The sequence below is a fragment of the Streptomyces gottesmaniae genome (assembly GCF_031845845.1).
GTDB classification, from domain to species: Bacteria; Actinomycetota; Actinomycetes; order Streptomycetales; family Streptomycetaceae; genus Streptomyces; species Streptomyces akebiae.
This window is the reverse complement of record NZ_JAVRFJ010000013.1, coordinates 127,108-150,317: the sequence shown is the minus strand read 5'-3', so window position 1 is coordinate 150,317 and position 23,210 is coordinate 127,108. Positions and strand designations below refer to the sequence as shown.

Sequence of the window (23,210 nt, the reverse complement as noted above, 5' to 3'; positions counted from 1 at the left end):
GCAGGTGCTGCGGGCCCTGGGGGGAAGCGTCAGTTGAGCAGTGCCGTGACGCGCCCCGCGGCACTGTGCACATGGCAGAGCAGCAGGCAGACGTCGTCCTCGTGCTCCTCGTCCAGCAAGGGGGCGAGCAACTGGTCGGCCGACTCCTGGAGGTCCTCGTCCAGTGTCGTGGACGGGAGCCCGCCTAGCGCCGTGGCCAGCCGTTCGATGCCCGGGTCGATGCCCAGGGCACGACGCTCCACCAGCCCGTCCGTGTAGAGCGCCAGCGTCGAGCCGGGCGGCAGCGGCACGGTGTGGTCGGCGATCTCCTGGTGCAGGGGGATGCCGAGCATCGCACCGGGCTTGGCGTCCAGGATCCGCACGTCCCCGTCGGGCGAGCGCAGCACCGGCGGCGGATGGCCGGCGGCGGCCCAGGTGAGCGTGGGCTCGTGCGGATGGAACCGGGCGATGACGGCCGTGGCGTACAGGTCGGGCTGGAGATGGTGCAGGAACAGATGGAGATGGGTGAGGAGCTGACCGGGGGTCTTGCCGTCGACCGCGTACGCGCGCAGCGCGGTCCGCAGCTGGCTCATCATCACCGCCGCGTGCAGACCGTGTCCGGTGACGTCACCGATCACGGTGATCAGGCTGCCGTCGGGCTGCCGGAAGGCGTCGTACCAGTCGCCGCCGATGTTCAGGCCCCGGGTGGCCGGCAGGTAGCGCGCGGCCAGCCGCAGTCCGGGCGTGCTGGGCAGCTCGGTGAGCAGGGCCCGTTGCAGGGTCTCGGCGATGTCGCGGTTGTGCTCGAAACGCCGGGCGTTCTCCAGCGCGACACCCGCCCGCCGGGCCAGCTCGATCAGCATGAAGACGTCGTCGGCGTCCCACCGTTCGTCGTCGGGCGGTGACAGCGTCAGCACGCCCAGGGGCGCGCCCCGGGTGATCAGGGGCACGCACAGCAGCGGCCGGGTGGGGTCGAGCGCGGAGGGCGGCTGGTCGTCGACCCCGGGCAGCTCGCCCGGATGGTCGGCGGCGTACTGGGGGCGCCCGCGGCGCGCCGCGATGACCGCGGCGGCCGGACGCGGGCCGCCACCGGTCACCTCGCCCTCCCCGTCGAACAGCCAGACGTCGGCGCTGCGGGCGTACCGGGGCACCAGCAGGGACGGCAGCAGCCGCACGATCGCGTCGGGGTTGAGGGACGCGGTCAACGCGGCGCTGGCGTCGGCGAGGAGGGTGAGCCTGCCGCGCGCGTTCTCGGCCTCCTTGCGGGCCTTCTGCTCGGCGGCGAACAGTTCGCGCTGCGCGCGCCCGGCCGCGTCCAGCTCGGCGTGCAGGGCGAGGACGCCCTGGTTGGTCTGGTGCAGCTCCTCGCGGTGGAACGCGACCAGCGCCTCCTGCTCGTCGAGTTTCTCCAGCAGCAGCGCCGCGTCCTCGTCCGCACCGAAGAGGGCCTCCGCGAGCGTCGTCGGATCACCGGACACGTGCTCGCTGTCCTGCGTCCGCGCCTCCTCCGAGCAGGCGACCGTCAGCCGCCAGGGCTGCCGGTACTCGCCCGGCCGCCGGTTCGCCGACGTCACCTCGACCAGGAACCGGCAGCCGCCGGGGCGCGTCGTGGCGGCCCGCGCGGTCAGCAGCCATGTGCCGCCCTTGGTCAGGCACTGCCGCAGCTGCGCCGAGAGCATGGACACCAGCCGCGCCCGGTCGGTCGGTGACACACCGTGCGCGGTGGCCAGCCGCGCGGTGGCGATACGCGCCCGGGCGGCGTCGGTGACGGAACGGACAGTCCAGGTACGGGTCATGGGAGGTGGTCCGGCGGGGAGGGGCTCAGTACGGCGACGGTGGTGTCGTCGCGCACCGGCCGGGCGGGGCTGCTCGCGTCGCGCACGATCACGGCGGCGATCACAGCGGGGTCGAGGGAGGGGCTGTGGGCGGCGGGGCCCGGGCTCCATCGGCTGGGCAGACCGTCGCTGTGCAGGACGAGCAGACGGTCCGGCCCCCAGGCCACCTCGTGCTGCGGCAGATGGGCGGCCCGGTGGGCGCCGACTATGCCCGGCCGGGACAGCAACGGCTGCCAGTCCGCGCCGGTGCGCAGCCGCGCCCCGATGTTGCCGACCCCGGCGAACAGCAAGCGGCTTGCGGCGAGGTCGAGTTGGGCGACGGCGACGGCCGCGCCCCGGGTGTCGCGCAGCGCGCCCTCCAGCCGCCGCAGCAGCTGGGCCGGGGGCAGCTCGGGCGCGCGGTACAGCTGCTCCACGGCCGCCGAGGAGGCCCGGGCCGCCGCCACGCCGTGGCCCAGCCCGTCGGCCAGCATCAGCGTGGTCAGGTCGCCCGTCCGGACCCAGGCCCAGGTGTCGCCGGAGAACTCCGCGCCGGCGAAGGGGACGTTGACACCGCCTGCCCGCACGGCCGGGGCGGGGGAGGCCTGACGGGTCCGGCGGCCCGGCCGGGCGCCTAGCCGGGCCAGGGCGATGGTGCCCCGGCCGACCGTGCTGTGCAGGTCGAAGTCGTCGGCGACGCGGCGGCAGGTGCCGAGGCCCGCGCCGAGCGACGACGTCGTCGAGAAGCCGTCGCGCAGCGCGCCCGCGACGTCGCGCACCCCCGGCCCGTGGTCGATCGCCACGATCTGCACCATGGGGGCCGCGCCGTCCGACCGGTCCGGGTCGGGGCGGGAAACGACCTCCAGCAGTATCAGCCCGCCTCCGGCGTGCTTGAGCAGATTGGTCGCCAGCTCGGTGGCCACCAGCGCACAGCCCGCGGCGCGGGCCGCGTCCAGCCCGGCCCGGGCCGCAGCCGCCTCGGCGGCCACCCGGGCGTCGCGCACCCGGGTGGAGTCGTGCACCGGAACCTCCCAGACGCGTGGCATCACCGCTCCTCGCGTGGACGCGGCGCACCCGCCAGCCACGATGTGACCGTCACCGTGGTGCCCGAGCCGGCCCGGCTGTCGATCGCGAACTCGTGGACCAGTCGCCGGGCGCCGCCCAGCCCCATCCCCAGCCCCTCGCCGGAGGTGTAGCCGTCGAGGAGGGCCTGGTCGAGGTCGGCGATGCCGGGCCCCTCGTCGCTGAACGTCAGCCGCAGTCCTCGCGCGCCGCCACGGTCCACGGGAGCGCACTCCATCTGGCCACCGCCGCCGTGGACCAGGGTGTTGCGGGCCAGCTCGCTGGCCGCGGTGACCAGTTTGGTCTGGTCGACCAGACCGAAGCCGAGCTGGGCGGCCGCCTGCCGCACATGCTGACGTACCCACACCAGATCGAGATCCGAGTGGATCGGCAGGCAGGCGGAGATGCCGCCGGCGGTCTGCATCACGGACTCTCCTGGCGTGCGTGGCCTCGGCGGGGGAAGGTCGGGTCCGGTTCGCCGAGGAGGCGCAACGCGTCCTCGGTGCTGAGCGCGGTGCGCAGCCCCGGCAGGGTCAGACCCAGCTCCACCAGGGTGATCGCCACGGCCGGACGCATGCCGGCCACGACCGTCCCGGCGGCGAGCAGACTCGTCTGGGCGGCGATGTCGCCGAGCACCCTGCCGAGGAAGGAGTCGACCATCTCCACACCGGAGAGGTCGATCACCACACCCGTGGCACCGCTGCGCGCGACCGTGTCGCTGATGTCCTGCTGGAGCTGCTCCGCCGCCCCGTCGTGCAGATCGCCCTGGAGCGACACCAGGAGTACATTGCCGAGCTTGAGCACGGGGACGGGCGCCCCGTACGAGGACGGTCCGCCGTACGCGGCGAAGAGATCGCCGCTCACCTGTGCCCCGAACCGGCGGCGTCGCGGGAGACGATGTCCGTGCCCTGCTGCCGGAGCGCGTAGGCCAGGGCGTCCGCCAGGCTCGTGCGGGTCAACACCGAGCTGAGGTCGATGCCGAGATGGACGATGGTCTGCGCGATCGGTGGCCGGATGCCGGAGACGATGCACTCGGCCCCCATCAGCCGTGCCGCCGCCACGGTCTTCATCAGGTGCTGGGCCACCAGCGAGTCCACGGTCGGCACGCCGGTGATGTCCAGGATGGCGAACCGGGCGTGTTGCTCGACGATGGAGTCGAGGAGCCGCTCCATCACCACCTGGCTGCGTGCGCTGTCCAGCGTGCCGATCAGGGGGACGGCGACGATGCCCTCCCACAGCTTGATCACCGGCGTGGCGACCTCCATCAGCTGCAGCCGCTGCCGGTGGATGAGCTCCTCGCCCTCACTGAGCGCAGTCTCCAGCACCACCAGGCGCAGGGTGCCCATCAGGACCGTCAGGGTGGTGGTGCACTCCCGCAGATGCACCGGCGGCGCCGTGGCGAGCTCGGCCAGCAGCAGATCGGTCACGGGCGGCCGCAGCGCGTCCACCTCGGTGGAGATCTGGGTGACCGTGGAGCCCGCCCGCGCCCGGGAGGCGGCCGTCCGCGCCAGCTGCTCACGGACGACCTGGAAGCCCCCGGCCTCCGCGTCCTCCACACTGTCCGAGGCGGCCACGGCGGCGAGCGCGTCCACCACGGCCCGGCCCGCCTCCACCGCCTCGTCCCGGGAGTGGGTGAAGACGGTGCGGAACAGCGCGGCGTCGGCCCAGCGCTGGGCGATCTGCTCCTGCCGGTCGCGCAGGAACCGCGCCACTTCCTGCGTCGGTGTCAACTGCTGGTCTGCCGTGTCCTGTTCCGGCACGGGTCTCTCCTCACATGCTGGGGCGCCTCCCCGCTCCGGGGAACGACTGCTGGGTTGATTCATCGGTGTGACCGCTCGGCACCCCCTCGGCCGAACCAGTCGAGACAGACCACGAGCGCGTCGTCGTCCGCCACGGGTGTGCCGCGGTGACCGGAGAGCTCCCTGAGCACCGCGCCGGGGACGTCGGCGGCGGGCAGCAGCCGGGTGGCGTTGATCGCCCGGGCCAGCGCCCGCTCCCCGTACGTCTCCCCGCCGGGCGTGACGACGGAGTACACCCCGTCGCTGACGAAGACCAGCCGGTCACCCGGTTCGAGCAGCAACTCCTGAGCGCGGTAGTCGGTTTCCTCGAACATGCCCAGCGGCAGCTGGGCGTCCAGGGCGACGGCGCTGACGCTCCGGTCGCGCAGCAGCAGCATCCGGGGCGAACCCGCGTCGACGATCTCCAGGTGTCCGGTGGCCAGGTCCAGGTCCAGCAGGAGCACCGACAGGTGCTGGGCCCCGCCGTACTGGGCGTGGACGGCCTGGTCGGCGAGGGCGGCCTGGTCGGCGATGGGGGCACCGGCCCGGCGGGCGTTGCGCAGCGCGTTGATCCCCAGCTGGGTCAGCAGCGATGCCTCGATGCCCTCGCCCATGCCGTTGGTGATGTACAGCATCAGGTGGTCGGCGTCGGCGGACCAGTCGAAGTTGTCGCCGAAGATGGCGTAGGCGGGCTCCAGTTGGCCGCCGAGCGCGTACTCGTCCCGGGTGGAGGAGCGGCCCGGCAGCAGCTGCCACTGCATCTCCGCCGCCAGGGTCAGCCGGCTGGAGCGGCGCGCCCGGAGGTACACATCGGTGTCCCGCTCCGCGACGACCAGCTCGTGTCCCAGCACCTCGGCGAGCTCGGTCAGTTCGGCGAGGCATTCCTCGGCGTGCGCGGCGGACGGCAGCGTCAGCCGCAGCACGCCCAGCCGGTCACCGCGCACGGTGACCGGCAGATGGAGCCGCACCCGGTCGTCGCCGCGTTTCTCCACGTACGGCTCCTGCGCCCCGAACGCCCGGCCGGCCGGGCCGTCGTGCATGGGCAGGGAGTCCGGTCGTTCCGGGCGCGTGGACGCCGGCCGGAGCGCGGTGAGCGAGTAGTCGGCCAGGTAGAGCTCGACGTCCCGGGCCGACCAGTCGTCGCCCAGTACGTCGCTCAGAGCGTCCACCAGGTGGTGCGGAGCAGCGGAGCGAAGGGCTCGCTCGGCTGCCACGAATCTGTTCACGATGTCGGATACGCCATTCTTGCCAGAGCTGACAGTGTTCGAGATGCCTGGAAGAGTGGGCCTGTGACTTCCTCCTCCAACCCGCGGCCGGACGAGGTGGCGCGTGTGACCTCCGAGGCGGCAGAGCTGCTGGAGGTCGTTTGGGGACGCGCCTCGACGGCACCGGTGTCCGCGTCCCAGCTCCGTGTGCTGTTCATCCTGGAGCACAACGACGGGATCAATCTGCGGATGCTCGCCGACGCCCTCGGCTCCACGCCGCCCTCCACCAGCCGGCTGTGCGACCGGCTGGAGGCGGTGGGCTTCGTCGAGCGCCACGCCAGTACGGCCAGCAGGCGCGAGCTGTGTCTGCGGCTGAGCCGGCGCGGACGGTCGTACCTCGTGGACCTGCGCGCCCGCCGCGAACGCGCCCTGCGGTCCGTGCTGGAGCAGATGCCGGCCGCGAAACGGACCGCGCTGGTGGAGGGGCTGGAGGCGTTCTGCGACGCCGCGGCGGCCCAGATCCACGAGGGCGACGCCACCGACGCGCGGAGCGCCTGACCGCCGCCGACCCGGTTCCGGTTCGACAGCCTCATTCCAACCCTTCCCACGCTTTCGGCCCCCGGCTCACTCTGTTGCCTTCCGGCCATAGTTGTCAAACGACAACCATTGGCCATGGGTACGTGCCGCCGCGTCGGCGGCGATGCCAAGCGGCACTGCCCGTCGGCGCGTTGACGGACGACGGCTATTCCTGTGCCGGCGGCTCGTCCGGTAGCGGGGCGACCTGCCCGGAGTCCACGGCGGCCAGTGCCTCGTCCACGCTGTCCACCGTGGTCACGGTGAGGCTGACGCCGGTGAGGTCGAGTATGCGTCGCACGGCCGGAGCCGGGGCGATCACATACACACCGCCCGGGATCCGCCGCACCTCCTGATACGTCCTCAGGATGATGTTCATACCGGACGAGTCCATGAAGGGCACGGCCGAGACGTCCAGCAGGAAATGCCGTCGGCCGTGCCGCAGTTGGTTCGCCAGATGATGCTGCAGCTCGGTCGCCGTGTCGATGTCCAGTTCCCCTTCGATCGTGAGCAGCACGGCGTCGTCGCGGGGCAGATCGACCCTGATCGACAGGGGGTTGTGGGCAACGGACACGAAAGCCTCCCATGGAGTTACCGACCGGGGCGGGTGCCCCGATTCACGGATTCGACGCATCGCCCGGCGATGCGCCCGTGCGCATACCCGCGAATCGTGCGGGCACACGGGCCCCGATCAGGCGACTCCGGGTTCCAGCATGCCCGCGCGCAGCCGCTTGATGATGCGGCTGATCAGCCGGGACACATGCATCTGGGACACCCCGAGCTCCTCGGCGATCTGCGACTGGGTCTGTTCCTCCACGAACCGCAGATGCAGGATCCGCCGCTCACGGTCGTCGAGTTCGGCGATCAGCGGCGCCAGTGAGTGGAAGTCCTCCACCAGTTGCAGCGACGGGTCCTCCTCGCCGATGAGGTCTCCCAGCACCGTGTCGCCGTCCTCGCCGCCGTCGGAGGTGAGCGCCGCGTCGAGCGAGGAGGTGTTGTAGCCGTTGGACGCCTTGCGCGCCTCGATGACCTCCGCCTCGGACAGCGACATCAGCTCCGACAGCTCGCGCGTCGTCGGCATCCGGCCCAGCCGGGACTGCAACTCGTCGGTCGCGCGGGCCAGCTCCACCCGGGCCTCCTGCAACCGCCGAGGGACATGCACCGCCCAGCTGGTGTCCCGGAAGAACCGCTTGATCTCGCCGACGATGTACGGCACGGCGAACGTGGTGAACTCCACCTCCCGGGACAGCTCGAACCGGTCGATGGCCTTGATCAGCCCGATGGTCCCGACCTGGACGATGTCCTCGAGGGAGTCCTCACGACCGCGGAAGCGCGAGGCCGCGTACCGCACCAGCGAGAGGTTCATCTCGATGAGCGTGTTGCGTACGTATTGATAGGTATGGGTGCCTTCTTCCAGCATGGCCAGCCGGTCGAAGAACTGGCGGGACATCTCCCGCGCGTCCTTGGGCCTCACCTGCGACGGGTCCTCGATGAGGGGCAGGTCCACCCCCTCCGCCATGACCCTCCCCTGTGCCGTGGCCGTTGTGCGTGCCGTCACGGCTGCCATGCTGTCCACCCCTCTCGCCCTAAGCCTTGTTGCCATCCCACGCCTGCCCCGCGATTCGCGACTCAGTCCCCCTCCGTCGCGAAAGGGACCGTGTCGCTCCCCACTCTGGCCGGAAGTCGCCGCAAGGCCGAGTGATGCGGATCACCGGCCCTGGCGATCCGTCACCAGGAATGTGCGCACCGTTGTTTGCCCCCCGAGTCGTGGGGCAAGCGGAGTTCCACGCCTCCGTACGGGAGGCACGCCGGCGGAAGCGGTGTTCCGCGTACGGGCTTCGACCGCCCGCCGCCGTTTCCCGCCGAAAGTCCCTGAAAGCGTCGTTCAGGAGCGATTTCCCATGCTGGTCAATGTGTCCGCAAACGGCTCAGGCACCTCCGTCCGTCCCAGCACCCCCGACAGGAGGACGCACGACGACGCCCCCGACACCGCCTCCGACTTCGCCCGGCTCGCGGCGATGGACGCGGGTCCCGAACGCGACCACGTCCGGGACGAACTCGTCCGGGCCTGGCTGCCCATGGCACACCGCATAGCCGGCCGCTTCCGCAACCGCGGTGAGTCGCTGGAGGACCTGCGCCAGGTCGCCGCGATGGGCCTGGTCAAGGCGGTGGACCGCTACGAGCCCGATCGGGGGGCGTTCGAGAGCTACGCCGTGCCCACCATCACCGGAGAGATCAAGAGGCACTTCCGTGACCGGATGTGGACGCTTCGCGTCCCCCGGCGGGTGCAGGACCTCCGCAACAAGGTGCGCGTGGCGCGGCGCGAACTCAGCCAGACCTCCGGAGGCGCCGCCGAGCCCTCCGTCGCCGACATCGCCGCCCTCGCGGGGCTCACGGAGGAAGAGGTCCAGGCCGGGATGGAGGCGCTCGACAGCTTCAGCGCGCTCTCGCTCGACGCCGAGATGGCCTCCGGCGACGACGGCTACAGCCTCGCCGACACCCTCGGGGCCCCGGACGCGGCGTACGACACCGTCGTGGACCGCGAGTCGGTCAAGGAAGGGCTGCGTCGGCTGCCCGAACGCGAGCGGGCCATCCTCTACATGCGCTTCTTCGAGGACATGACCCAGAACCGCATCGCCGACCGTCTCGGCATCTCCCAGATGCACGTCTCCCGCCTCATCAGCCGCAGCTGCGCGCGCGTCCGCGACGAGGCCCTCGGCCGCACCACGCCCTCCGCCTGACAACCCCCTGGAGAGAAACAGATGCTGATGCCCCATCCCGCGACCCTGCGCCGGCTCGTCGAGGAGTACGAGTCGGTCATCGCCCACGAGGGCGAGCGAGGCGATCCGCAGAGCGCTCGCCGCGCGCAGGACCTGGCGTACACGTTGTGCGTGTCCACGGGTACCCGCGACGTCCGCCGGGCCCTGGCCACGGCACGTGCACAGCTCGCCGCGGCGCAGACGACCGCGACCGCCGAGCTGTGCGGGGGGAACGTGACGACACTCCCGGGAGATCTCGGCGGTCATGGTCCGGGCGGGAGCGGGTATGCGGCGCTGCATGAACAGTGATGGACCCAACTGTCCCGAGTCGTCGATCCCGTACCTGCCATGACATCGATGGAACGCCACCCGCTCGCGCACCACGGCACCGCTCCCGTGGAACGGCCCTCCGCCCGGACGCCGGGGCCGCCGACCGCGATCACCACCGCCGCGGCGGCCCGCCGTCACGTGCGGGAGTTCGTGGGGGAGCGGTGGCGTTCCCCGGCCGGACCACCGACCGAGCAGTCGATGATCGATCTCATCCTCGTCGTCTCCGAACTGGTCACCAACGCGCTCCGGCACGGCGGCGGCATCGCCGGGTTCGACGTCGCCCTGACTCCTGAGGGCGTGCGGCTCAGCGTGCGCGACCACAGCGCCGCCGTGCCCGTGGGACTCCACGGGCCCGGCGTGCTGCCCCGCGCCCACGAGGGCAACGGCTACGGATGGCCGCTGATCAACCGGCTCTCCAGCGAGGTCGACGTGCGGTGCCGCGCGTCCGGCGGCAAGACCATCAGCGTGCTGGTGCCGCTGACCTGAGGTCCCCAGGACCTTCACCAGGACCTTCACCAGGGCCTTCACGAGGCCCTGGACCAGGGCTCCAGGGCTTCACCAGGGCAGGAAGACGTGGACGTCCTTGCCGTGGTCGTGCACCACCACGCTCACCTCGTCGCACAGCGTCTGGATCAGATACCAGCCGATACCGCCGCCGCCCTTGCTGGGGCTGAAGGGGCGCGGCGCGGGCGACGTCGTGCTCGTGTCCCCCAGCGTCACATGCACCCCGTCCAGGGTGCGCCGCATCGTCAGCTCGAACCGCCCCGGGGCGTACTGCACGGCGTTGGCGGCCAGTTCCGTGACCACCAGCAGGATGTCGTCCCAGTGCTCGACGGCGGCCGGCGGCGAGGTGCGCGAGAGGACGCCCAGGAACCCCTCCGCGGCCGTGCGCGCCCCCGTCACGTCGCCGAGTTCTCCGTCGAAGGCGGCGTGGCTGTCGTAGATCTCCTCGGCAGGCAGTTTGTCGTCCCTACGTGGTTCTGTTGACATCTCGTCGTCCCCCGCTCGGCTGCTTGAGGCGGACGCGATGGCGCGATCCCCTCCGACGCTCGTGTTTCCCGGGCGGAGAGCCGCTACGCGTGCGAAAGCGTAGGGATGTGTGAGGCCTTGGGGAAGACCATGGCCTTCCGTGGTCCCCCGGCGGCGTCGGCGCTCTACCGGTCACGGGCCTCACCGTCCTCGGCGGGCATCCGGAAGACCAGCAGGGCGACGTCGTCGTCGTTGTCGACGGGACGGGCGCGCTCCAGCAGCAGGTCGCAGAAGACATGGAGGGGCCGGTGGGCGAGGGCCGCCGCGTGCTGGCGCAGCCGGGCGAGGCCCCGGTCGAGGGTGTGCCCCGGGGACTCGATCAGACCGTCCGTGTACAGCACCAGCGTGGACCTCGGCGGGAGCGGGGTGAGCGTGTCGGTGCGGGCCCGGGTCAGGCCCGTGCCGAGCAGATGGTCGTGTTCCTCGTCCAGGAACCGGGACCTGCCGTCATGCGTGATCAGCAGCGGCGGCGGATGCCCCGCGTTGGTCCACCGGAGGGTCCAGGCGTCGTCGCTGCGCTCGACGCGGCCGAAGATCAGCGTCGCCATGGACGCCTCGGTCACGTTCACCACGGCCTGGTCCAGCCGCTCCACGATCGCGCTCGGCGGCTCCTTCAGCGCCCAGGCGTAGGCCCGGAGCATGTTGCGCACCTGCGCCATCCCGGCCGCCGCGTCGATGTTGTGTCCGACGACGTCCCCGATGGCCACCGCCGTGGACCCGTCGGCCAGCGAGAACGCGTCGTACCAGTCGCCGCCGACCTGGGAGGACTTCGACGCCGACTCGTAGCGCGCCGCCATCCGCAGCCCCGGCACCTCCGGCATCTGGGGCAGCAGATGGCGCTGCATGGTCTCCGCGATGTGCCGCTGCCGTTGGTACAGGCGCGCGTTCTCCAGCGCCAGCCCGGCCCGGCGGGCGATGTCGTCCAGCAGCGACAGCTCCGCCTCGGTGAAGGCCCCCGGCCGCTCGCTCAGGCCCAGCGTGAGAGCGCCGAGCACCGCGCGCGGTCCCCGGATGGGCGCGATGGCCGCCGAGTGGAGCCCCGTCTCCTCGAACAGCTTCTGCTGGGCGACCGTGATCCCCGAGTCCGCCGGCCCCTGGTATGTCTCCGGGCCGACCAGGGTCGAGGCCGCCCCGCGCAGGGCCCGGGACAGCGGCATGAGCGACTCCTCGTGCACCGGCGGGAGCGGCCCCTCCAACTCCTCGCGCCGCACCACCACGCCGTCGCGGTGGGTCACCACCATGGATCGCCAGACGTCGTCGCTCTCGGTGATCAGGTCCACGACGGCCCAGTCCGCCAGCCGTGGCACCACCAGCCGCACCAGGCGGGCGACCGCCTCCTCGGCGTCCAGGGTGGAACTCAGCCGGGTGGTCGTCTCGGCGAGCAGCGCCAGTCGGTCCAGCTGCGACAGCGCCGGCGACGCTCCGTCCACGACGGCACCGCTCTCCGGGGCGCCCTCGTGGAAGAGGACGAGCGCGCCGGTCGCGGTCCCGTCGAGCCTGCACGGGGTCACCAGCCAGGTCACCGGCAACAGCGTGCCGTCTCCGCGCAGGAACCACTCCCGGTCCCCAGCGCCCGTACGGCCGCTGAGGAACGCGCTCATCATCGAGCACGCCGCCCGTGGCATCGTCTGCCCGAGCCGGTCCCGGTGCAGCAGCTCGTGGGCGTCCCGCCCGACGAGTCCGTCGGCCGGGCGGCGGAGCAACTCCGCCGCCCGCGGGTTCACCGCGACGACGAGGCCGTTGTCGTCCACCACGTACATACCGGCGTGCACGAGATCGGGCAGCCCGTCGGGTGAGCGCACCACCGGACCCGGCGACCGCCGTTCGGTGTGATCCGGACTCCACGCGCTCATGCTCGGGTTCCTCCGACTCCGGTCGCGGACGCGACGGTCCTGGACGTCGACGGACGGTACCGCCGTATGTGCTGCACGCATTACCCCGTCCCCGACGACCTACGCGCACCAGGTCCCGAACCGCAGGTGGGAGCGGGTCGTCGGACCACGGGCGCCGCCGCGCGCCACGCACGGACGGCGACGTCCCGGACACAGTAGGCACACCGCGCGCCCCGGTCGGCACCGGGCCCACGGAGCGGACGGATCCGCCGGGGTCAGGCCTGGGTGTGCCGTACGCAGGCGGCGACGACCTCGCGCAGGCTCCCCGTTCGAGCCATCACCTCGCGCTGCACCCGGGCCCCGTTGCCGCGCCCCGTCAGCGCGGCGACGGCGTCCCGGACCAGGTCGGCGTCCCCGTGGTCGACGAGGGCCCCCTCGACGTGGTGGAGCAGTGAGCGGATCACCTCGAGGGCGGGCCGGGGCCGCATCGTGACGGGGTCCAGGAGGTTCTCCGACATCCCGGAGCGGGCGGCCCGCCAGGTGGCCAGCCGCAGCAGCCCCGCACTGTGGCCGAGCGGCTCCACACCGGCCCGCCACTCCCGGGCCGCGGTCTCCACGAGCCCCCGGGCGAGGGCCGCGACGAGGACCGCGGTGTCGGGGTGCAGACAGACGTCCGCGACCCTGATCTCGACGGTCGGATACCGCTGGGACAGCCGTGCGTCGAAGTAGATCATGCCCTGGTCGCGCACGACTCCCGTGGCGATCAGATCCGTGACGCACTGGTGGTACCGCTCGGGCGAGCCGAAGACGTCCGTCGGCCCGGCCATCGGCCACATGTCCCACACCTGGCTGCGATAGCTGGCGTACCGGCTGTCGTAACCCTGCCAGAAGGGAGAGTTCGCGCTCAGCGCCGTCAGCACGGACAGCCACGGCCGCATCCGGTCCAGGACCGCCACGCCCTCGTCGTCGGACTCGACGGACACATGGACGTGGCAGCCGCAGACCAGCTGCACCTGCGTGTGCAGGCCGAACTCCCGCGCCATCCACCGGTACCGGCTGTTCATGGTGATCGTCGGACTCACCGGCAGCGGCGACGTCGCCAGCGCCACGACCGCGCTGCCGAGCCCCTCGGCATGTCGGGCCGCGTCCTTGCGGCAGCGGACGATCTCGGCCCCCAGATCCGTCATCGACGACTGCGGGTGGGTGGCGAACTCCACCTGCTCGTCGTGCAGCTCCTTCTCGAACACGTCCTGGTCCGTGCCCTCCAGCGCTGCTCGCGCGAGCACCGCCGCGGCCCGCGCCTGCGGCTCTCCGGTCTGCGGGTCGACCAGGAGGAGTTCCTCTTCCACTCCGACGGTACGCACGTCATGTGGCCCTTCTGCGCTAGGTGGTGAGAGCCGTGTGCCCTCGGACGACGCCGGGACACCTCATCGGACGGCGTGCGGACCGGGTCCGTGTACGCGGCGGCGGCCCGGGTACCCGTGCGGCGTCCCGGGAGCCGCGCCGACAGGGCGCGGGTTCCCTGTCCGCGACACGGAGGAGGAGAACGTGACCAGCACCACCGAGACGGGCCGCGTGACCGGTACCGCAGACAAGGACTACAACCTGATCTGGTACGTCGAGGCCTGCCTCAACAACGCGCTGCGCCTCGAGTCGTACATCCAGGACGCGGAGCGGGAGAAGGACACCGAGGTGGTCGAGCTGTTCCGCAAGGCACAGGCCGACAGCCGCAAGGGCGCCGACCTCGGCAAGGAACTCCTGCGCCGGCGTCTGAGCGACTGACGGCGCTCCCGGGCCGCGCGCGGTCCGGGTGAACATCGCACGCTCCGTTCCCGGCACAGCGCCATTGTGGGCACGGTCCGGGCCGTCACGCGAACCGGAGGGCGGGCCCGGCGTGCCCCGGCGCGACCGGAGACGACAAGGGCGAAGGCCCACGGAGACGAGAACGACAAAGGCAAGGAGGTCATGTCCTCCTTGCCTGTCTCAACGTATAGCGCACCAGGGGGCTTGCGGCAAGGCCCTCCCCCTGCCGCAGAATCGCCGACCGAGGCGAGAAGCAGCGGCACAGCCGCACACATGGGGGGTTGAGATGATCGACGTGATCGTCGTCGGGGGCGGACCGACCGGGCTGATGCTGGCGAGCGAGTTGCGGCTGGCCGGGGTGGGCACGGTCGTGCTGGAGAGGCTGACCGAGCCGACCGGCGAGTCCCGGGGACAGGGACTGCACGCGCGCAGTGTCGAGGTGATGGACCAGCGCGGCCTGCTGGACCGGTTCCTCGCGGTCAGTGAGAAGTTCCGGGTCGGCGGCCTCTTCGGCGGCATCATGAAACCGTGGCCGGACAGCCTGGACACGGCTCACGCGTACGGCGTGGCCACCCCGCAGCCGGTCACCGAGCGCATCCTCCAGGAGCGCGCCCTGGAACTCGGCGCCGACATCCGGCGCGGCAGCGAACTGGTGGGACTCGACCAGGACGAGGACGGTGTGACCGCGCGACTGGCGGACGGCACGCGGTTGCGCGCCCGCCATCTCGTCGGCTGCGACGGGGGCCGCAGCATGGTGCGCAAGCTGCTCGGCGTCGGTTTCCCCGGCGAGCCCGCCACCGTCGAGACACTGCTGGGCGACATGGGGGCGACCGAGGACCCGGCGACGATCGCCGCGGTCGTGGAGGAGGTCCGCAGGACCCAGCTGCGGTTCGGCCTCGCCCCTCTCGGGGACGGGAACTACCGCGTGCTCGTACCCGCCGAGGGAGTGTCCGAGGACCGTACGACCCCGCCGACCCTGGACGAGTTCAAGCAGCGGCTCCGCGCCGTCGCGGGCACCGACTTCGGTGTCCACTCACCGCGCTGGCTCTCCCGGTTCGGCGACGCCACCCGGCAGGCCGAGCGCTACCGGGTCGGCCGGGTGCTGCTGGCCGGCGACGCGGCGCACATCCATCCGCCGACCGGCGGCCAGGGACTCAACCTCGGTGTGCAGGACGCCTTCAACCTGGGCTGGAAGCTGGCCGCCACGGTCAACGGCTGGGCGCCGGAGGGGCTGTTGGACACCTACCACGCCGAGCGGCATCCGGTCGCCGCCCGCGTGCTGGTCAACACCCGCGCGCAGATCACCCTGCTGGGTTCCGAGCCGGGACCGACCGCGCTGCGGGAGCTGTTCTCGAAGCTGATGGACTTCGAGGAGGTGAACCGGTACGTGACCGGGATGATCACCGGGGTCGACGTCCGCTACGACCTCGGCGACGGTCACGACCTCGTCGGCCGGCGGATGCGGGACCTGCGGCTGAAGCGGGGGCGTCTGTACGAGCTGACGCACGACGGCCGCGGCCTGCTGCTCGACCGCGGCGGCGCGCTCTCGGTGGAGGGCTGGGCTGACCGGGTCGACCACGTGGTGGACACCGCCGAGGACCTGGACGCGCCCGCGGTCCTCCTGCGGCCCGACGGCCACGTGGCGTGGGCCGGCGAGGACCAGCGCGAACTGCTCGACGGACTCGCCCGGTGGTTCGGGGCGGCCACGGGCTGAGCCGCGGCCGAGGGGCGGGCGCGCGCGGAGCGTGTGCCGCGTGGGCCGGCGTCGTCGCTCGGGCGGTTGTGGGGGGCCGGCGACACCGCGCAGGATGCTGCGATGACCCTGCCTCCCGCAGTCCGCCCGTACAGGCCCGGGGACCTCGACGCCGTCCACGACATCTGTGTCCGTACCGCCCACAACGGCGGCGACAGCCGTCCCGTCCACGCGGACCCCGACGTCTTCCCGGCGACGTTCGCCACCCCTTACACCCATCTCGAACCGGAGCTGACCTTCGTCCTGGACGACGGCCGCGGCCGAGCGGTCGGCTACATCCTCGGCACCGCCGACACCCCTGCCTTCGTCGCGGACTTCCGTGCGAAGTGGCTGCCCCTGGTGACCGAGCGCTTCCCGGTGCCCGTCGGTCCGGACACCTCCCCCGACGCGGCGATCGTCCGGCTCCTGCACCACCCCGAGCGCATGCTCCTTCCCGAACTCCTCCCGTATCCGGCCCACTTGCACATCGACCTCCTCCCCGCCTGGCAGGGCCGCGGCCACGGCCGGGCCCTCATGCGCACCTTCCTCCATGCCCTGCGCACCAGAGGTGTCCCGGCCGTCCACCTGACCATGCTCACCTCCAACACACCGGCCCGCGCCTTCTACGACCGTCTGGGCTTCCACGAGATCGAGGTACCGGACCCCGGGCCGGTGACCTGTCTCGGCCGTTCGACAGGGGAGTGACAGGCCCTCTGCGGCAGCTCACGTCCGGGCGTCAGGGCTTCGCCCGCACCAGACCCGCGTCGTAGGCCATGATCATGGCCTGGACGCGGTCGCGGGCGCCGATCTTGGCGGGGACCCGGCCGACGTGTTTCTTCACGGTGGACTCGGTGAGGACGAGACGCTCGGCGATCTCCGTGTTGGTCCAGCCCTGGCCGATGGCCACGAGCACCTCGTGCTCGCGTTCGCTGAGGGTCCGCAGCCTTGGATCGGGCGGCAGGGGCGTGCCGCTCGGGGCGAGGACCTGGTGGGCGTAGGCGTCGAGGAGCCGACGGGTCAGGCTGGGGGCGACGACGGCGTCCCCGGTGGCGACCGCGTGGATGCCGGCGACGAGTTCCTCGGGGCGCGCGTCCTTGAGGAGGAAGCCGCTGGCGTCGGCCCGCAGCCCGTCGTACGCGTACTCGTCGAGGTCGAAGGTGGTCACGATGAGGACGCGGGTGCGGCCGCCGGCGGCGACGATCCGGCGGGTCGCCTCCAGACCGTCCATGCCGGGCATACGGATGTCCATGAGGACGACGTCGGGCGCAGCCGGGTCGCCGAGCAGGGCGGCGGCGATGCCGAGCCGTTGCCCCATGCCGAGCGAGAGGGCCCCCACCCGCTTGCCGGCCACACTGGTCAGCCCGGCCAGCTCGATCACCTCGTCCACCCGGCGGCGCCCGATGCCGTGGGTGTGCGCCAGCCCCATCAGATGGTTGAGCGCGGTCCGGCCGGGGTGGACCGACCTGGCCTCCAGCAGCGAGCCGATCTCGTGCAGCGGCGCCGAGTGCCGGGCGTAGGAGCGTCCGTTGACGGTGACCGTGCCCCCGGTGGGGGAGTCCAGCCCGGTGATCATGCGCATGGTCGTGGACTTGCCCGCGCCGTTCGGGCCCAGGAAGCCGGTCACCTCACCGGCTCGGACGGTGAAGCTCAGCCGGTCGACCACCGTCTTGTCCCCGTACCGCTTGGTCAGCTCACGCGCTTCGATCATGGCAGGGGCCCTTGTCGTTCGCCTCGGACGGGGCCGCGATTCCCTCCGCGACCTCTGCCTGCGAACCCACGAGCCCGGCCGGCCGAGCCCCTGGGACCGCGGGGGACACTTCGGCCCGCCAGTGGTACCGGGGGTACCACTGGCGTGTCCTCCCTCGGTATCGACCGGACACAACGATCGGCACCCGGCGGTGCCCCTCAGGTGCCCGTCAGGTGCCCCTCAGGTGCCCTTCAGGTGACCGCAGTGCGGCTGCCGCGCCCCTCGCGAGCCCGTCGGCGAGCGCTCAGCAGGACCCGCAGGGTGCCCGCCACCGGCGGGGACGCGGAACCGCGCAACAGCCGGGCGCCACGGGCGGACGCCGCGTCCGCGGTCAGCAGCTCGATCCTGATGACCGAGTCCAGGAGGACCCCGCCGGGGCCTTCCCCGAGCACGGGCAGTTCGCGGGCCGCACGCAGGCAGACGCGGGCCGCCTCGATCTGGTCCTCCACCAACTCCCTCAGGCCCGCCGAAGCCCGGCCCGACGCGAGGTCCTCGACGGTGACCGAGAAGCGTGCCAGTGTCTCGGCCGGGATGCCCAGGCGGCCTTCCGGCAGGTCCTCGGCCAGGTCGTTGACGAAGTCCAGCCGCTGGCTGCCCTCCATGAGCGTCCGGCACGCCGCCCGGAACCGTCCGTCGTCGGCCTCCGGGCCCAGCAGCGACGCCACCAGCATGAACGCGGGGAGCGAATAGGCGTCCACGTAGGCCTGGTAGTCGGCCTCGGTGGCGAAGCCGGTGAACTCCAGATCGGTGGTGGCGGTGGACAGATACTCCTCGACCGTCTCCCGCAGCCGTGGATACGCCGCCGTGGTGTGCAGCAGAGCGCGGATCAGCGGATCGTCGCTCGTCCCGGTGTCCAGCGCCTTGCGCACCTCCTGCTCCCACGAGGCCCACGCCGCGACCCGCTGCGGCTTCGGGCCGGTGTCCAGCAGGTCGTCCCCGTGGTGCATCACCGCCGTCGCCGCCACGGCATGGGGCAACATCCGCCGTGGCAGCAGCAGTCGGGCCGCGAGATACGAGGTGCGCCGGGCACGCGCCACCAGGTCCCGCTGTTCGTCGTAGTCCTGCCGCAGCCCCGGCTCCCGGATGCCCGCCGCGTCCAGACTCCGTCTCCACACGCTCATGCGCCGATCGTAGAGAACCCGGAGCCTCGCGGTGCCGGCCGCTGGTCCGTCGCCGACCGCGCCCGCGTCGGCGACCGCCCTCCCGCACGTCCCGTCACCGAACGGGAGGAGGAGATCCTCGAACTCGTCGCCGAGGGCCTCACCTCCGAGGAGATCGCCCCTCTCCTCGTCATCGGCGCCAAGACCGTCGAACGCCACCGCGCCAACCTCCCGCAGAGACCGGGCATGCGCGACCGTCTCGAACCCACCCGCTACGCCATCCGCACGGGCCTGACCGAGCTGATCAGGACGCTGATCAGCCTCCGGAGGAGGCGGCGCGTCTCTCGCCGCGCGAGACCCGCCGTTGGTTCGGCCGTCGTGCCTTCGAGTCCGGGCGGACACGGCGAGGGAGCCGCCCGACATCGATGTCGTGACGGCTCCCCGGCGTGTCGTGCGTGGTGCCGCTACTTCTGCTTCCAGGCCCAGTGCAGCCGGTCCAGGCCGCTCTGGTTGTTCACCTTCAGGCTCAGACGGGTGCCCGTGCCCTGGAGGGTGGTGAGGGAGTAGGTGTCACCGTTGCGCAGCCCCGGCCAGTAGACCGAGCCCAGGCGCAGCTCCCGGATGGTGTCGGTCGCGGCCTGGATGTAGGCGACCTCGTTGGAGCCGTTGACCGGGCCGTTGTAGTCCAGGCCCGTGGTCATGGAGGCGCCGAACTCGTCGAGGACGGTGCGCGAGGCGCAGGTGCCGATGCGCTCCTTGAAGTCGGCCTTCCACTGGTCGACGCTGGTCCAGTCGGTGTGCCAGAAGCCGTAGTTGTGCAGGGCGATCCGGGTGCCGTCGAGCCGGCTGTCGGCACAGACCGGCTTGACGTCCTCGCTGTACTTGATGCCACCGATGAGGACCCGGTCGCGGGGGATCGAGCGGTGGGTGGCCAGCCAGCGCGCGGCGACGTCGCGCCACTCCTGCGAGGTGTAGCCGAACGGCTCGTTCATCGGCTCGAAGTACACCTTGCCGTTGCGGCCGTACGCGGAGGTGATCCGCGCCCACATACGGTCCCAGGAGGCCTGGTCGTCGATCTTGCCGTCCTTGGCGTTGTCGGCCTCCCAGTAGCCCAGGATGACCTTGAAGCCCTTGGCGGTGGCGGCGTCGATCGCGGCCCGGTACGACTTCCAGAACGGGCCGTTCACGGAGGTGGGGTTCACCGGCAGGCGGACCGTGTTGGCGCCCAGCTCGGCGAACCCGCCGACGATCGCCCGTGACTTGGCGTACGTCGTGGCGTAGCTGTCGGTGGTGGACAGTCCCGAGGGCACGACCGCGTCATCGGCGTAGTTGTCGCGCGGGTCGGCCCAGTTGACGCCGCGGAAGTCGCTGACCGGTGGCGGCGAGGCGTGGCGGGAGGCGGCGGCTGCGGGAGCGGCGGACGCGGGGGAGGCGAGGACTCCGCCGAATGCCGTGACGCCGGCCAGCGATGCCGCGAGGCAGGCTGTCCCGCGATGGTTCTTTCGTGGCACCAGATCCCTTTCTGGGCAGTTGCGTCCGCGAAACCCGGCTTGCAGGTCGGCGGCTCTGTGGCTCCCGCAACGTAGAAGAGATCTCGAACAGAGGTCAACACATCTGCACACCAAATTTCATCAAGAACGCAGAATCACCTGTCGCCGAAAGCCAGTTGCGACCCGGTGAGCCGGACCCGGATGCCGTCCTCCTCCACGCGTACGTCACGCAGTCGCACGTTCCCGCGCTCGGGTTCCGGCAGTTGGAAGGAGAGGGACAGCCGGTCGGCGAGGGCGGGCCGGGTGAGCCGGGACAGGGCGTCGAGCAGGTCGGCGTCGATGCCCAGGGCGCGCAGTACGGCGGGGTTCTCCAGGGCCAGATCGATGAGGTTGAGGCTCTGGGCCTGGCGGGCGAAGCGCGGGGATCCGGTCAGTTCGGCGAGTTCGCCCTCGTCGGCGAGGACCTCGCGGGCGGCGGCGTCCGACATGCCCAGCCGCCGTACGATCGCCGGCACCGACAGCAGTGCCTTCGCCCTGCGCGTCTCCCGGGCGAGTTCGGCGGAGGCCTTCGGTGTCAGATGCAGACCGTCCGAGGCGCGCGTGCCGGGGCGGTACGTGGCGACGTCCCCGATGTCCAGGCGCATGCCGCCGATCTCCGTGGCGATGCCCCGCTCGCCCTGCCGCCGGATCGTGGCCTCGGCGCGCAGCCGCAGATCACGTCCGGTGACCGGCAGGGTGCCACGCGCCCGGACCCGGTCACGGCCCTCGCCGGTGAACGTCACCTGGGAAGCGCCGAGTTCGCGGTTGAGATCGGCGAAGGACAGCAGGACGTCGCCGTCGAGACGGGGGACGTCGGCGCCGCGCACGGACGTGAGACCCTCGGCGTCCAGGCGCACGTCATGGGCCGTCGCCGACACCTTCGCCAGCGACACCCTGTCGGCCGCGACGTCCGGCACGGTCAGCCGCACCGAGTCCAGCCGCTTGTCGGCGAGTTGGGTGAGGAAGGGGAAACCGCCGATCTCCACCTCGGGCGCCGCGGCCAGGTCCAGCCGGTCCTCCAGGGCGTCCGCGGCCCGGTGTTCCGCGTACAGCACCGCCCACCGGTCCGCGAGGCCGGCGAACGCGGCGAGAACCATCAGGCCCACGACCGCCTTCGCCGCGAGCGGCAGCCCGGCGAACCGTCCCCGGCGCCGCCGGCCGCCCCGCCGGTGCACCGGCGGGGCCCACTGCGGCTCCTGCTCCTCCTCGCCGCCGCGTCCGATGGTGTCCTCGTCGAAGAACTCCTCCAGGGAGGTCACTTCCAGAGGACCGTCGTCGAGGGCGCCGAGCTCCTCGTAGGGGTTGCGCGGCACGTCGGAGCGATCGTCGGACATCTGATGCGGATCGGTGCGGTGGGGGGAGCGCATCGCCTCATCCGAACATGTCCACCACCCCCGCCCGCAACCTGAACCCCGTGTATGCGATGTAGTTCACGATCGCGACGGGGGGTGGGTAAGGCGGCCGACCCCGGGCAGGAGCGGGAGCTGACCTTCTGTCACTGGCGGTGCCCGTTCCCGTACAGTCCGTGCTGCGAGAATGTGGCGCACAGCCGACTCGCCGGTTGAGCGGCCGTGCGGGCGGGCGAGCAGGCGATCAGGGGGTAGACACATGGACACCGAAGCCGGTCCCGGCTCTCTTCCGCACCTTCCCGCGACGGGGCGACCCGTCCCGGAGGCCGAGCCGGGCCTGGTGGCGCGGTGGCGGTCGGAGGGCGGTGAGCTGCTCGATCTGCTGACGCTGGTGCGCGAACAGCTCGGCGGGGTCGCGGCGTTCCGCCTCGGGCCGACTCCCACCGTCCTCGTCACCGACCCGCAGGCGGTGCGGCACGTCCTCGCCCTGCGGCCGGAGCGCTACGTCAAACGCTCGCACCGCGCCCGGCTGCTGATCGGCGACGGCGTCCTGGCCGCCGACGGCGCGGCGTGGAAGCGGCAACGCCGATTGCTGCAGTCCCAGTTCACCGGTACCGGTATGCGCCGCTACGAGCAGCGGATCACCGCCGCCGCCGACACCACCTCGGCACGCTGGGAGACGTACGCACACACCGGGCAGACCTTCGACGTCGGCCAGGAGATGCGCCGCTTCGCCCTGGACACCATCTGGCGTTCCCTCACCGGCCACCCCCTCGACGACGCGACCCAGCGCGAACTGGCGGCCGTGGAAACCGTGGGGGCCGCCCTGCCCACCCTGCCCGCCGACGCCGCCGAGGCCCGGGACGCCGTCGCCGACGACCTCGCCCGGATCGACGCGGTCGCCCGGCGCGCCATCGACGCCGCTCGCGGCGGCGCGGCGGGTCCCCACGGTCCGGGACTGCTGCACGTGCTGACCGACGCCTCCACCGAGCACCCCGAGTACACCGACCAGCTGATCCGCGACGAGTTCGTCACCCTGCTGGCGGCCGGACACGAAACCACCGCCACCACCCTGACCTGGCTCCACCTGCTCCTCGACCGGCACCCGGAAGCACGCGCACAGGCACTCGCCGCCGGAGACGAGGGCTCCACGGAGCGCCGCCAGGCGGTCCAGGCCCTGATCCACGAGACGCTCCGCTTCTATCCGTCCGCCTGGATCCTGGCCCGCCACGCCGCCGAGGACGACGTCCTGGCCGGTCACCTCGTCGAGGCGGGCTCCGACCTCCTGGTCTGCCCGTACCTCACCCATCGCGACCCCGCCCTGTGGCCGGACCCCGAGCGCTTCGACCCTCGGCGCTTCACCTCCCCGGGCGGCCGCCCCACCCATCCGGGCGCGTACTTTCCCTTCGGCATCGGGCCCCGCGCCTGCCTCGGCCTCCAGTTCGCACTGCGTGAGGCGACGGTTCTCCTCGAACAACTGCTGCCACACGCCCCGGTCTTCCACTCCGTCCCCCCGAAGGCCGTCCACGGCATCACGGTCCGCCCCGACGGCCCCACGCCCGCCGGCCTGGAACCGCCACGGGGGTGAG

Annotated in this window: 23 protein-coding genes and 1 pseudogene; 9 read left to right on the top strand and 15 right to left on the bottom strand. The window is 72.1% G+C overall.

Annotated elements, in window-relative coordinates; genetic code table 11:
- Positions 1-29 precede the first annotated feature (29 nt).
- Genes RM704_RS17045 through RM704_RS17020 form a run of 6 tightly spaced genes read right to left on the bottom strand, consistent with a single transcriptional unit; the run spans position 30 to position 5,859 of the window.
- Positions 30-1,775, bottom strand: a complete 1,746-nt coding sequence (locus RM704_RS17045) for a PP2C family protein-serine/threonine phosphatase (protein WP_033526138.1) — start codon at positions 1,773-1,775, stop codon at positions 30-32.
- Entirely contained in the window at positions 1,772-2,839 is a 1,068-nt protein-coding gene (locus tag RM704_RS17040; protein ID WP_033526137.1) for a SpoIIE family protein phosphatase, read from the bottom strand. Before RM704_RS17040 ends, RM704_RS17045 begins: the two co-directional genes overlap by 4 nt.
- Positions 2,839-3,279, bottom strand: a complete 441-nt coding sequence (locus RM704_RS17035) for an anti-sigma regulatory factor (protein ID WP_033526136.1) — start codon at positions 3,277-3,279, stop codon at positions 2,839-2,841. Before RM704_RS17035 ends, RM704_RS17040 begins: the two co-directional genes overlap by 1 nt.
- Positions 3,279-3,719, bottom strand: a complete 441-nt coding sequence (locus RM704_RS17030; RefSeq protein WP_033526135.1) for an STAS domain-containing protein — start codon at positions 3,717-3,719, stop codon at positions 3,279-3,281. The genes RM704_RS17035 and RM704_RS17030 overlap by 1 nt, the downstream gene beginning before the upstream one ends.
- Positions 3,716-4,615 carry an STAS domain-containing protein gene (locus tag RM704_RS17025; protein WP_033526134.1) on the bottom strand — a complete coding sequence of 300 codons (900 nt, stop codon included), beginning with the start codon at positions 4,613-4,615 and terminating at the stop codon, positions 3,716-3,718. The genes RM704_RS17030 and RM704_RS17025 overlap by 4 nt, the downstream gene beginning before the upstream one ends.
- A gap of 59 nt (positions 4,616-4,674) precedes the next feature.
- Complete coding sequence (locus RM704_RS17020) at positions 4,675-5,859, bottom strand: PP2C family protein-serine/threonine phosphatase (RefSeq protein WP_033526133.1); 1,185 nt, start codon at positions 5,857-5,859, stop codon at positions 4,675-4,677.
- A gap of 63 nt (positions 5,860-5,922) precedes the next feature.
- On the opposite strand from RM704_RS17020, the gene RM704_RS17015 reads away from it, so the two are divergent.
- Complete coding sequence (locus tag RM704_RS17015; protein WP_311590754.1) at positions 5,923-6,396, top strand: MarR family winged helix-turn-helix transcriptional regulator; 474 nt, start codon at positions 5,923-5,925, stop codon at positions 6,394-6,396.
- Positions 6,397-6,580: 184 nt separating this feature from the next.
- On the opposite strand, the gene RM704_RS17010 is transcribed toward RM704_RS17015, so the two are convergent.
- Together RM704_RS17010 and RM704_RS17005 are read right to left on the bottom strand one after the other, a co-directional pair.
- Positions 6,581-6,985 (bottom strand): STAS domain-containing protein, encoded by a 405-nt coding sequence (locus tag RM704_RS17010; protein WP_033526132.1) that lies wholly within the window; start codon positions 6,983-6,985, stop codon positions 6,581-6,583.
- Positions 6,986-7,102: 117 nt separating this feature from the next.
- Positions 7,103-7,930 carry an RNA polymerase sigma factor SigF gene (locus RM704_RS17005; protein WP_033526131.1) on the bottom strand — a complete coding sequence of 276 codons (828 nt, stop codon included), beginning with the start codon at positions 7,928-7,930 and terminating at the stop codon, positions 7,103-7,105.
- Between the two features lie 382 nt (positions 7,931-8,312).
- Between RM704_RS17005 and RM704_RS17000 the strand changes: the two genes are divergently transcribed.
- Genes RM704_RS17000 through RM704_RS16990 form a run of 3 tightly spaced genes read left to right on the top strand, consistent with a single transcriptional unit; the run spans position 8,313 to position 9,986 of the window.
- Positions 8,313-9,152 (top strand): SigB/SigF/SigG family RNA polymerase sigma factor, encoded by an 840-nt coding sequence (locus tag RM704_RS17000; RefSeq protein WP_033526130.1) that lies wholly within the window; start codon positions 8,313-8,315, stop codon positions 9,150-9,152.
- A gap of 21 nt (positions 9,153-9,173) precedes the next feature.
- On the top strand, positions 9,174-9,479 hold the full coding sequence (locus RM704_RS16995) for a DUF5133 domain-containing protein (protein WP_033526129.1): 306 nt from the start codon (positions 9,174-9,176) through the stop codon (positions 9,477-9,479).
- 39 nt (positions 9,480-9,518) lie between these two features.
- Positions 9,519-9,986: an ATP-binding protein gene (locus RM704_RS16990; RefSeq protein WP_033526128.1), complete on the top strand. Its 468-nt coding sequence runs from the start codon at positions 9,519-9,521 to the stop codon at positions 9,984-9,986.
- A gap of 69 nt (positions 9,987-10,055) precedes the next feature.
- On the opposite strand, the gene RM704_RS16985 is transcribed toward RM704_RS16990, so the two are convergent.
- The 3 genes from RM704_RS16985 to RM704_RS16975 form a co-directional block, all read right to left on the bottom strand.
- Positions 10,056-10,490, bottom strand: coding sequence for an ATP-binding protein (locus RM704_RS16985; RefSeq protein ID WP_033526127.1), 435 nt, complete (start codon positions 10,488-10,490; stop codon positions 10,056-10,058).
- Between the two features lie 164 nt (positions 10,491-10,654).
- Positions 10,655-12,382 (bottom strand): SpoIIE family protein phosphatase, encoded by a 1,728-nt coding sequence (locus RM704_RS16980; RefSeq protein ID WP_033526126.1) that lies wholly within the window; start codon positions 12,380-12,382, stop codon positions 10,655-10,657.
- Between the two features lie 254 nt (positions 12,383-12,636).
- Positions 12,637-13,725: a glutamate--cysteine ligase 2 gene (locus RM704_RS16975; protein WP_033526125.1), complete on the bottom strand. Its 1,089-nt coding sequence runs from the start codon at positions 13,723-13,725 to the stop codon at positions 12,637-12,639.
- Positions 13,726-13,909: 184 nt separating this feature from the next.
- Between RM704_RS16975 and RM704_RS16970 the strand changes: the two genes are divergently transcribed.
- The 3 genes from RM704_RS16970 to RM704_RS16960 all read left to right on the top strand — a co-directional run bounded on the left by RM704_RS16970 (position 13,910) and on the right by RM704_RS16960 (position 16,601).
- Positions 13,910-14,143 (top strand): hypothetical protein, encoded by a 234-nt coding sequence (locus tag RM704_RS16970; protein WP_033526124.1) that lies wholly within the window; start codon positions 13,910-13,912, stop codon positions 14,141-14,143.
- Between the two features lie 307 nt (positions 14,144-14,450).
- A complete protein-coding gene (gene rox, locus RM704_RS16965; RefSeq protein WP_033526123.1) occupies positions 14,451-15,878 on the top strand; it encodes a rifampin monooxygenase in 1,428 nt (475 codons plus the stop codon).
- Positions 15,879-15,980: 102 nt separating this feature from the next.
- The gene (locus tag RM704_RS16960; RefSeq protein ID WP_033526122.1) at positions 15,981-16,601 is read left to right on the top strand and encodes a GNAT family N-acetyltransferase; all 621 of its coding nucleotides are present in this window, start codon (positions 15,981-15,983) and stop codon (positions 16,599-16,601) included.
- A gap of 31 nt (positions 16,602-16,632) precedes the next feature.
- Here RM704_RS16960 and RM704_RS16955 read toward each other — a convergent pair whose 3' ends face one another.
- Both RM704_RS16955 and RM704_RS16950 read right to left on the bottom strand, forming a co-directional pair.
- Positions 16,633-17,604, bottom strand: coding sequence for an ATP-binding cassette domain-containing protein (locus RM704_RS16955; protein ID WP_052145916.1), 972 nt, complete (start codon positions 17,602-17,604; stop codon positions 16,633-16,635).
- Between the two features lie 230 nt (positions 17,605-17,834).
- A complete protein-coding gene (locus RM704_RS16950; RefSeq protein ID WP_033526205.1) occupies positions 17,835-18,764 on the bottom strand; it encodes a squalene/phytoene synthase family protein in 930 nt (309 codons plus the stop codon).
- Between the two features lie 54 nt (positions 18,765-18,818).
- Here RM704_RS16950 and RM704_RS16945 point away from each other — a divergent pair.
- Positions 18,819-19,043: pseudogene (locus RM704_RS16945) on the top strand (LuxR C-terminal-related transcriptional regulator); the annotation flags it as partial.
- 164 nt (positions 19,044-19,207) lie between these two features.
- Here RM704_RS16945 and RM704_RS16940 read toward each other — a convergent pair.
- Positions 19,208-20,254: a glycoside hydrolase family 5 protein gene (locus RM704_RS16940; protein ID WP_033526121.1), complete on the bottom strand. Its 1,047-nt coding sequence runs from the start codon at positions 20,252-20,254 to the stop codon at positions 19,208-19,210.
- A gap of 134 nt (positions 20,255-20,388) precedes the next feature.
- Positions 20,389-21,639, bottom strand: coding sequence for an LmeA family phospholipid-binding protein (locus RM704_RS16935; RefSeq protein ID WP_033526120.1), 1,251 nt, complete (start codon positions 21,637-21,639; stop codon positions 20,389-20,391).
- 241 nt (positions 21,640-21,880) lie between these two features.
- On the opposite strand from RM704_RS16935, the gene RM704_RS16930 reads away from it, so the two are divergent.
- Positions 21,881-23,209 carry a cytochrome P450 gene (locus RM704_RS16930; protein ID WP_033526119.1) on the top strand — a complete coding sequence of 443 codons (1,329 nt, stop codon included), beginning with the start codon at positions 21,881-21,883 and terminating at the stop codon, positions 23,207-23,209.
- Position 23,210: the final 1 nt, after the last annotated feature.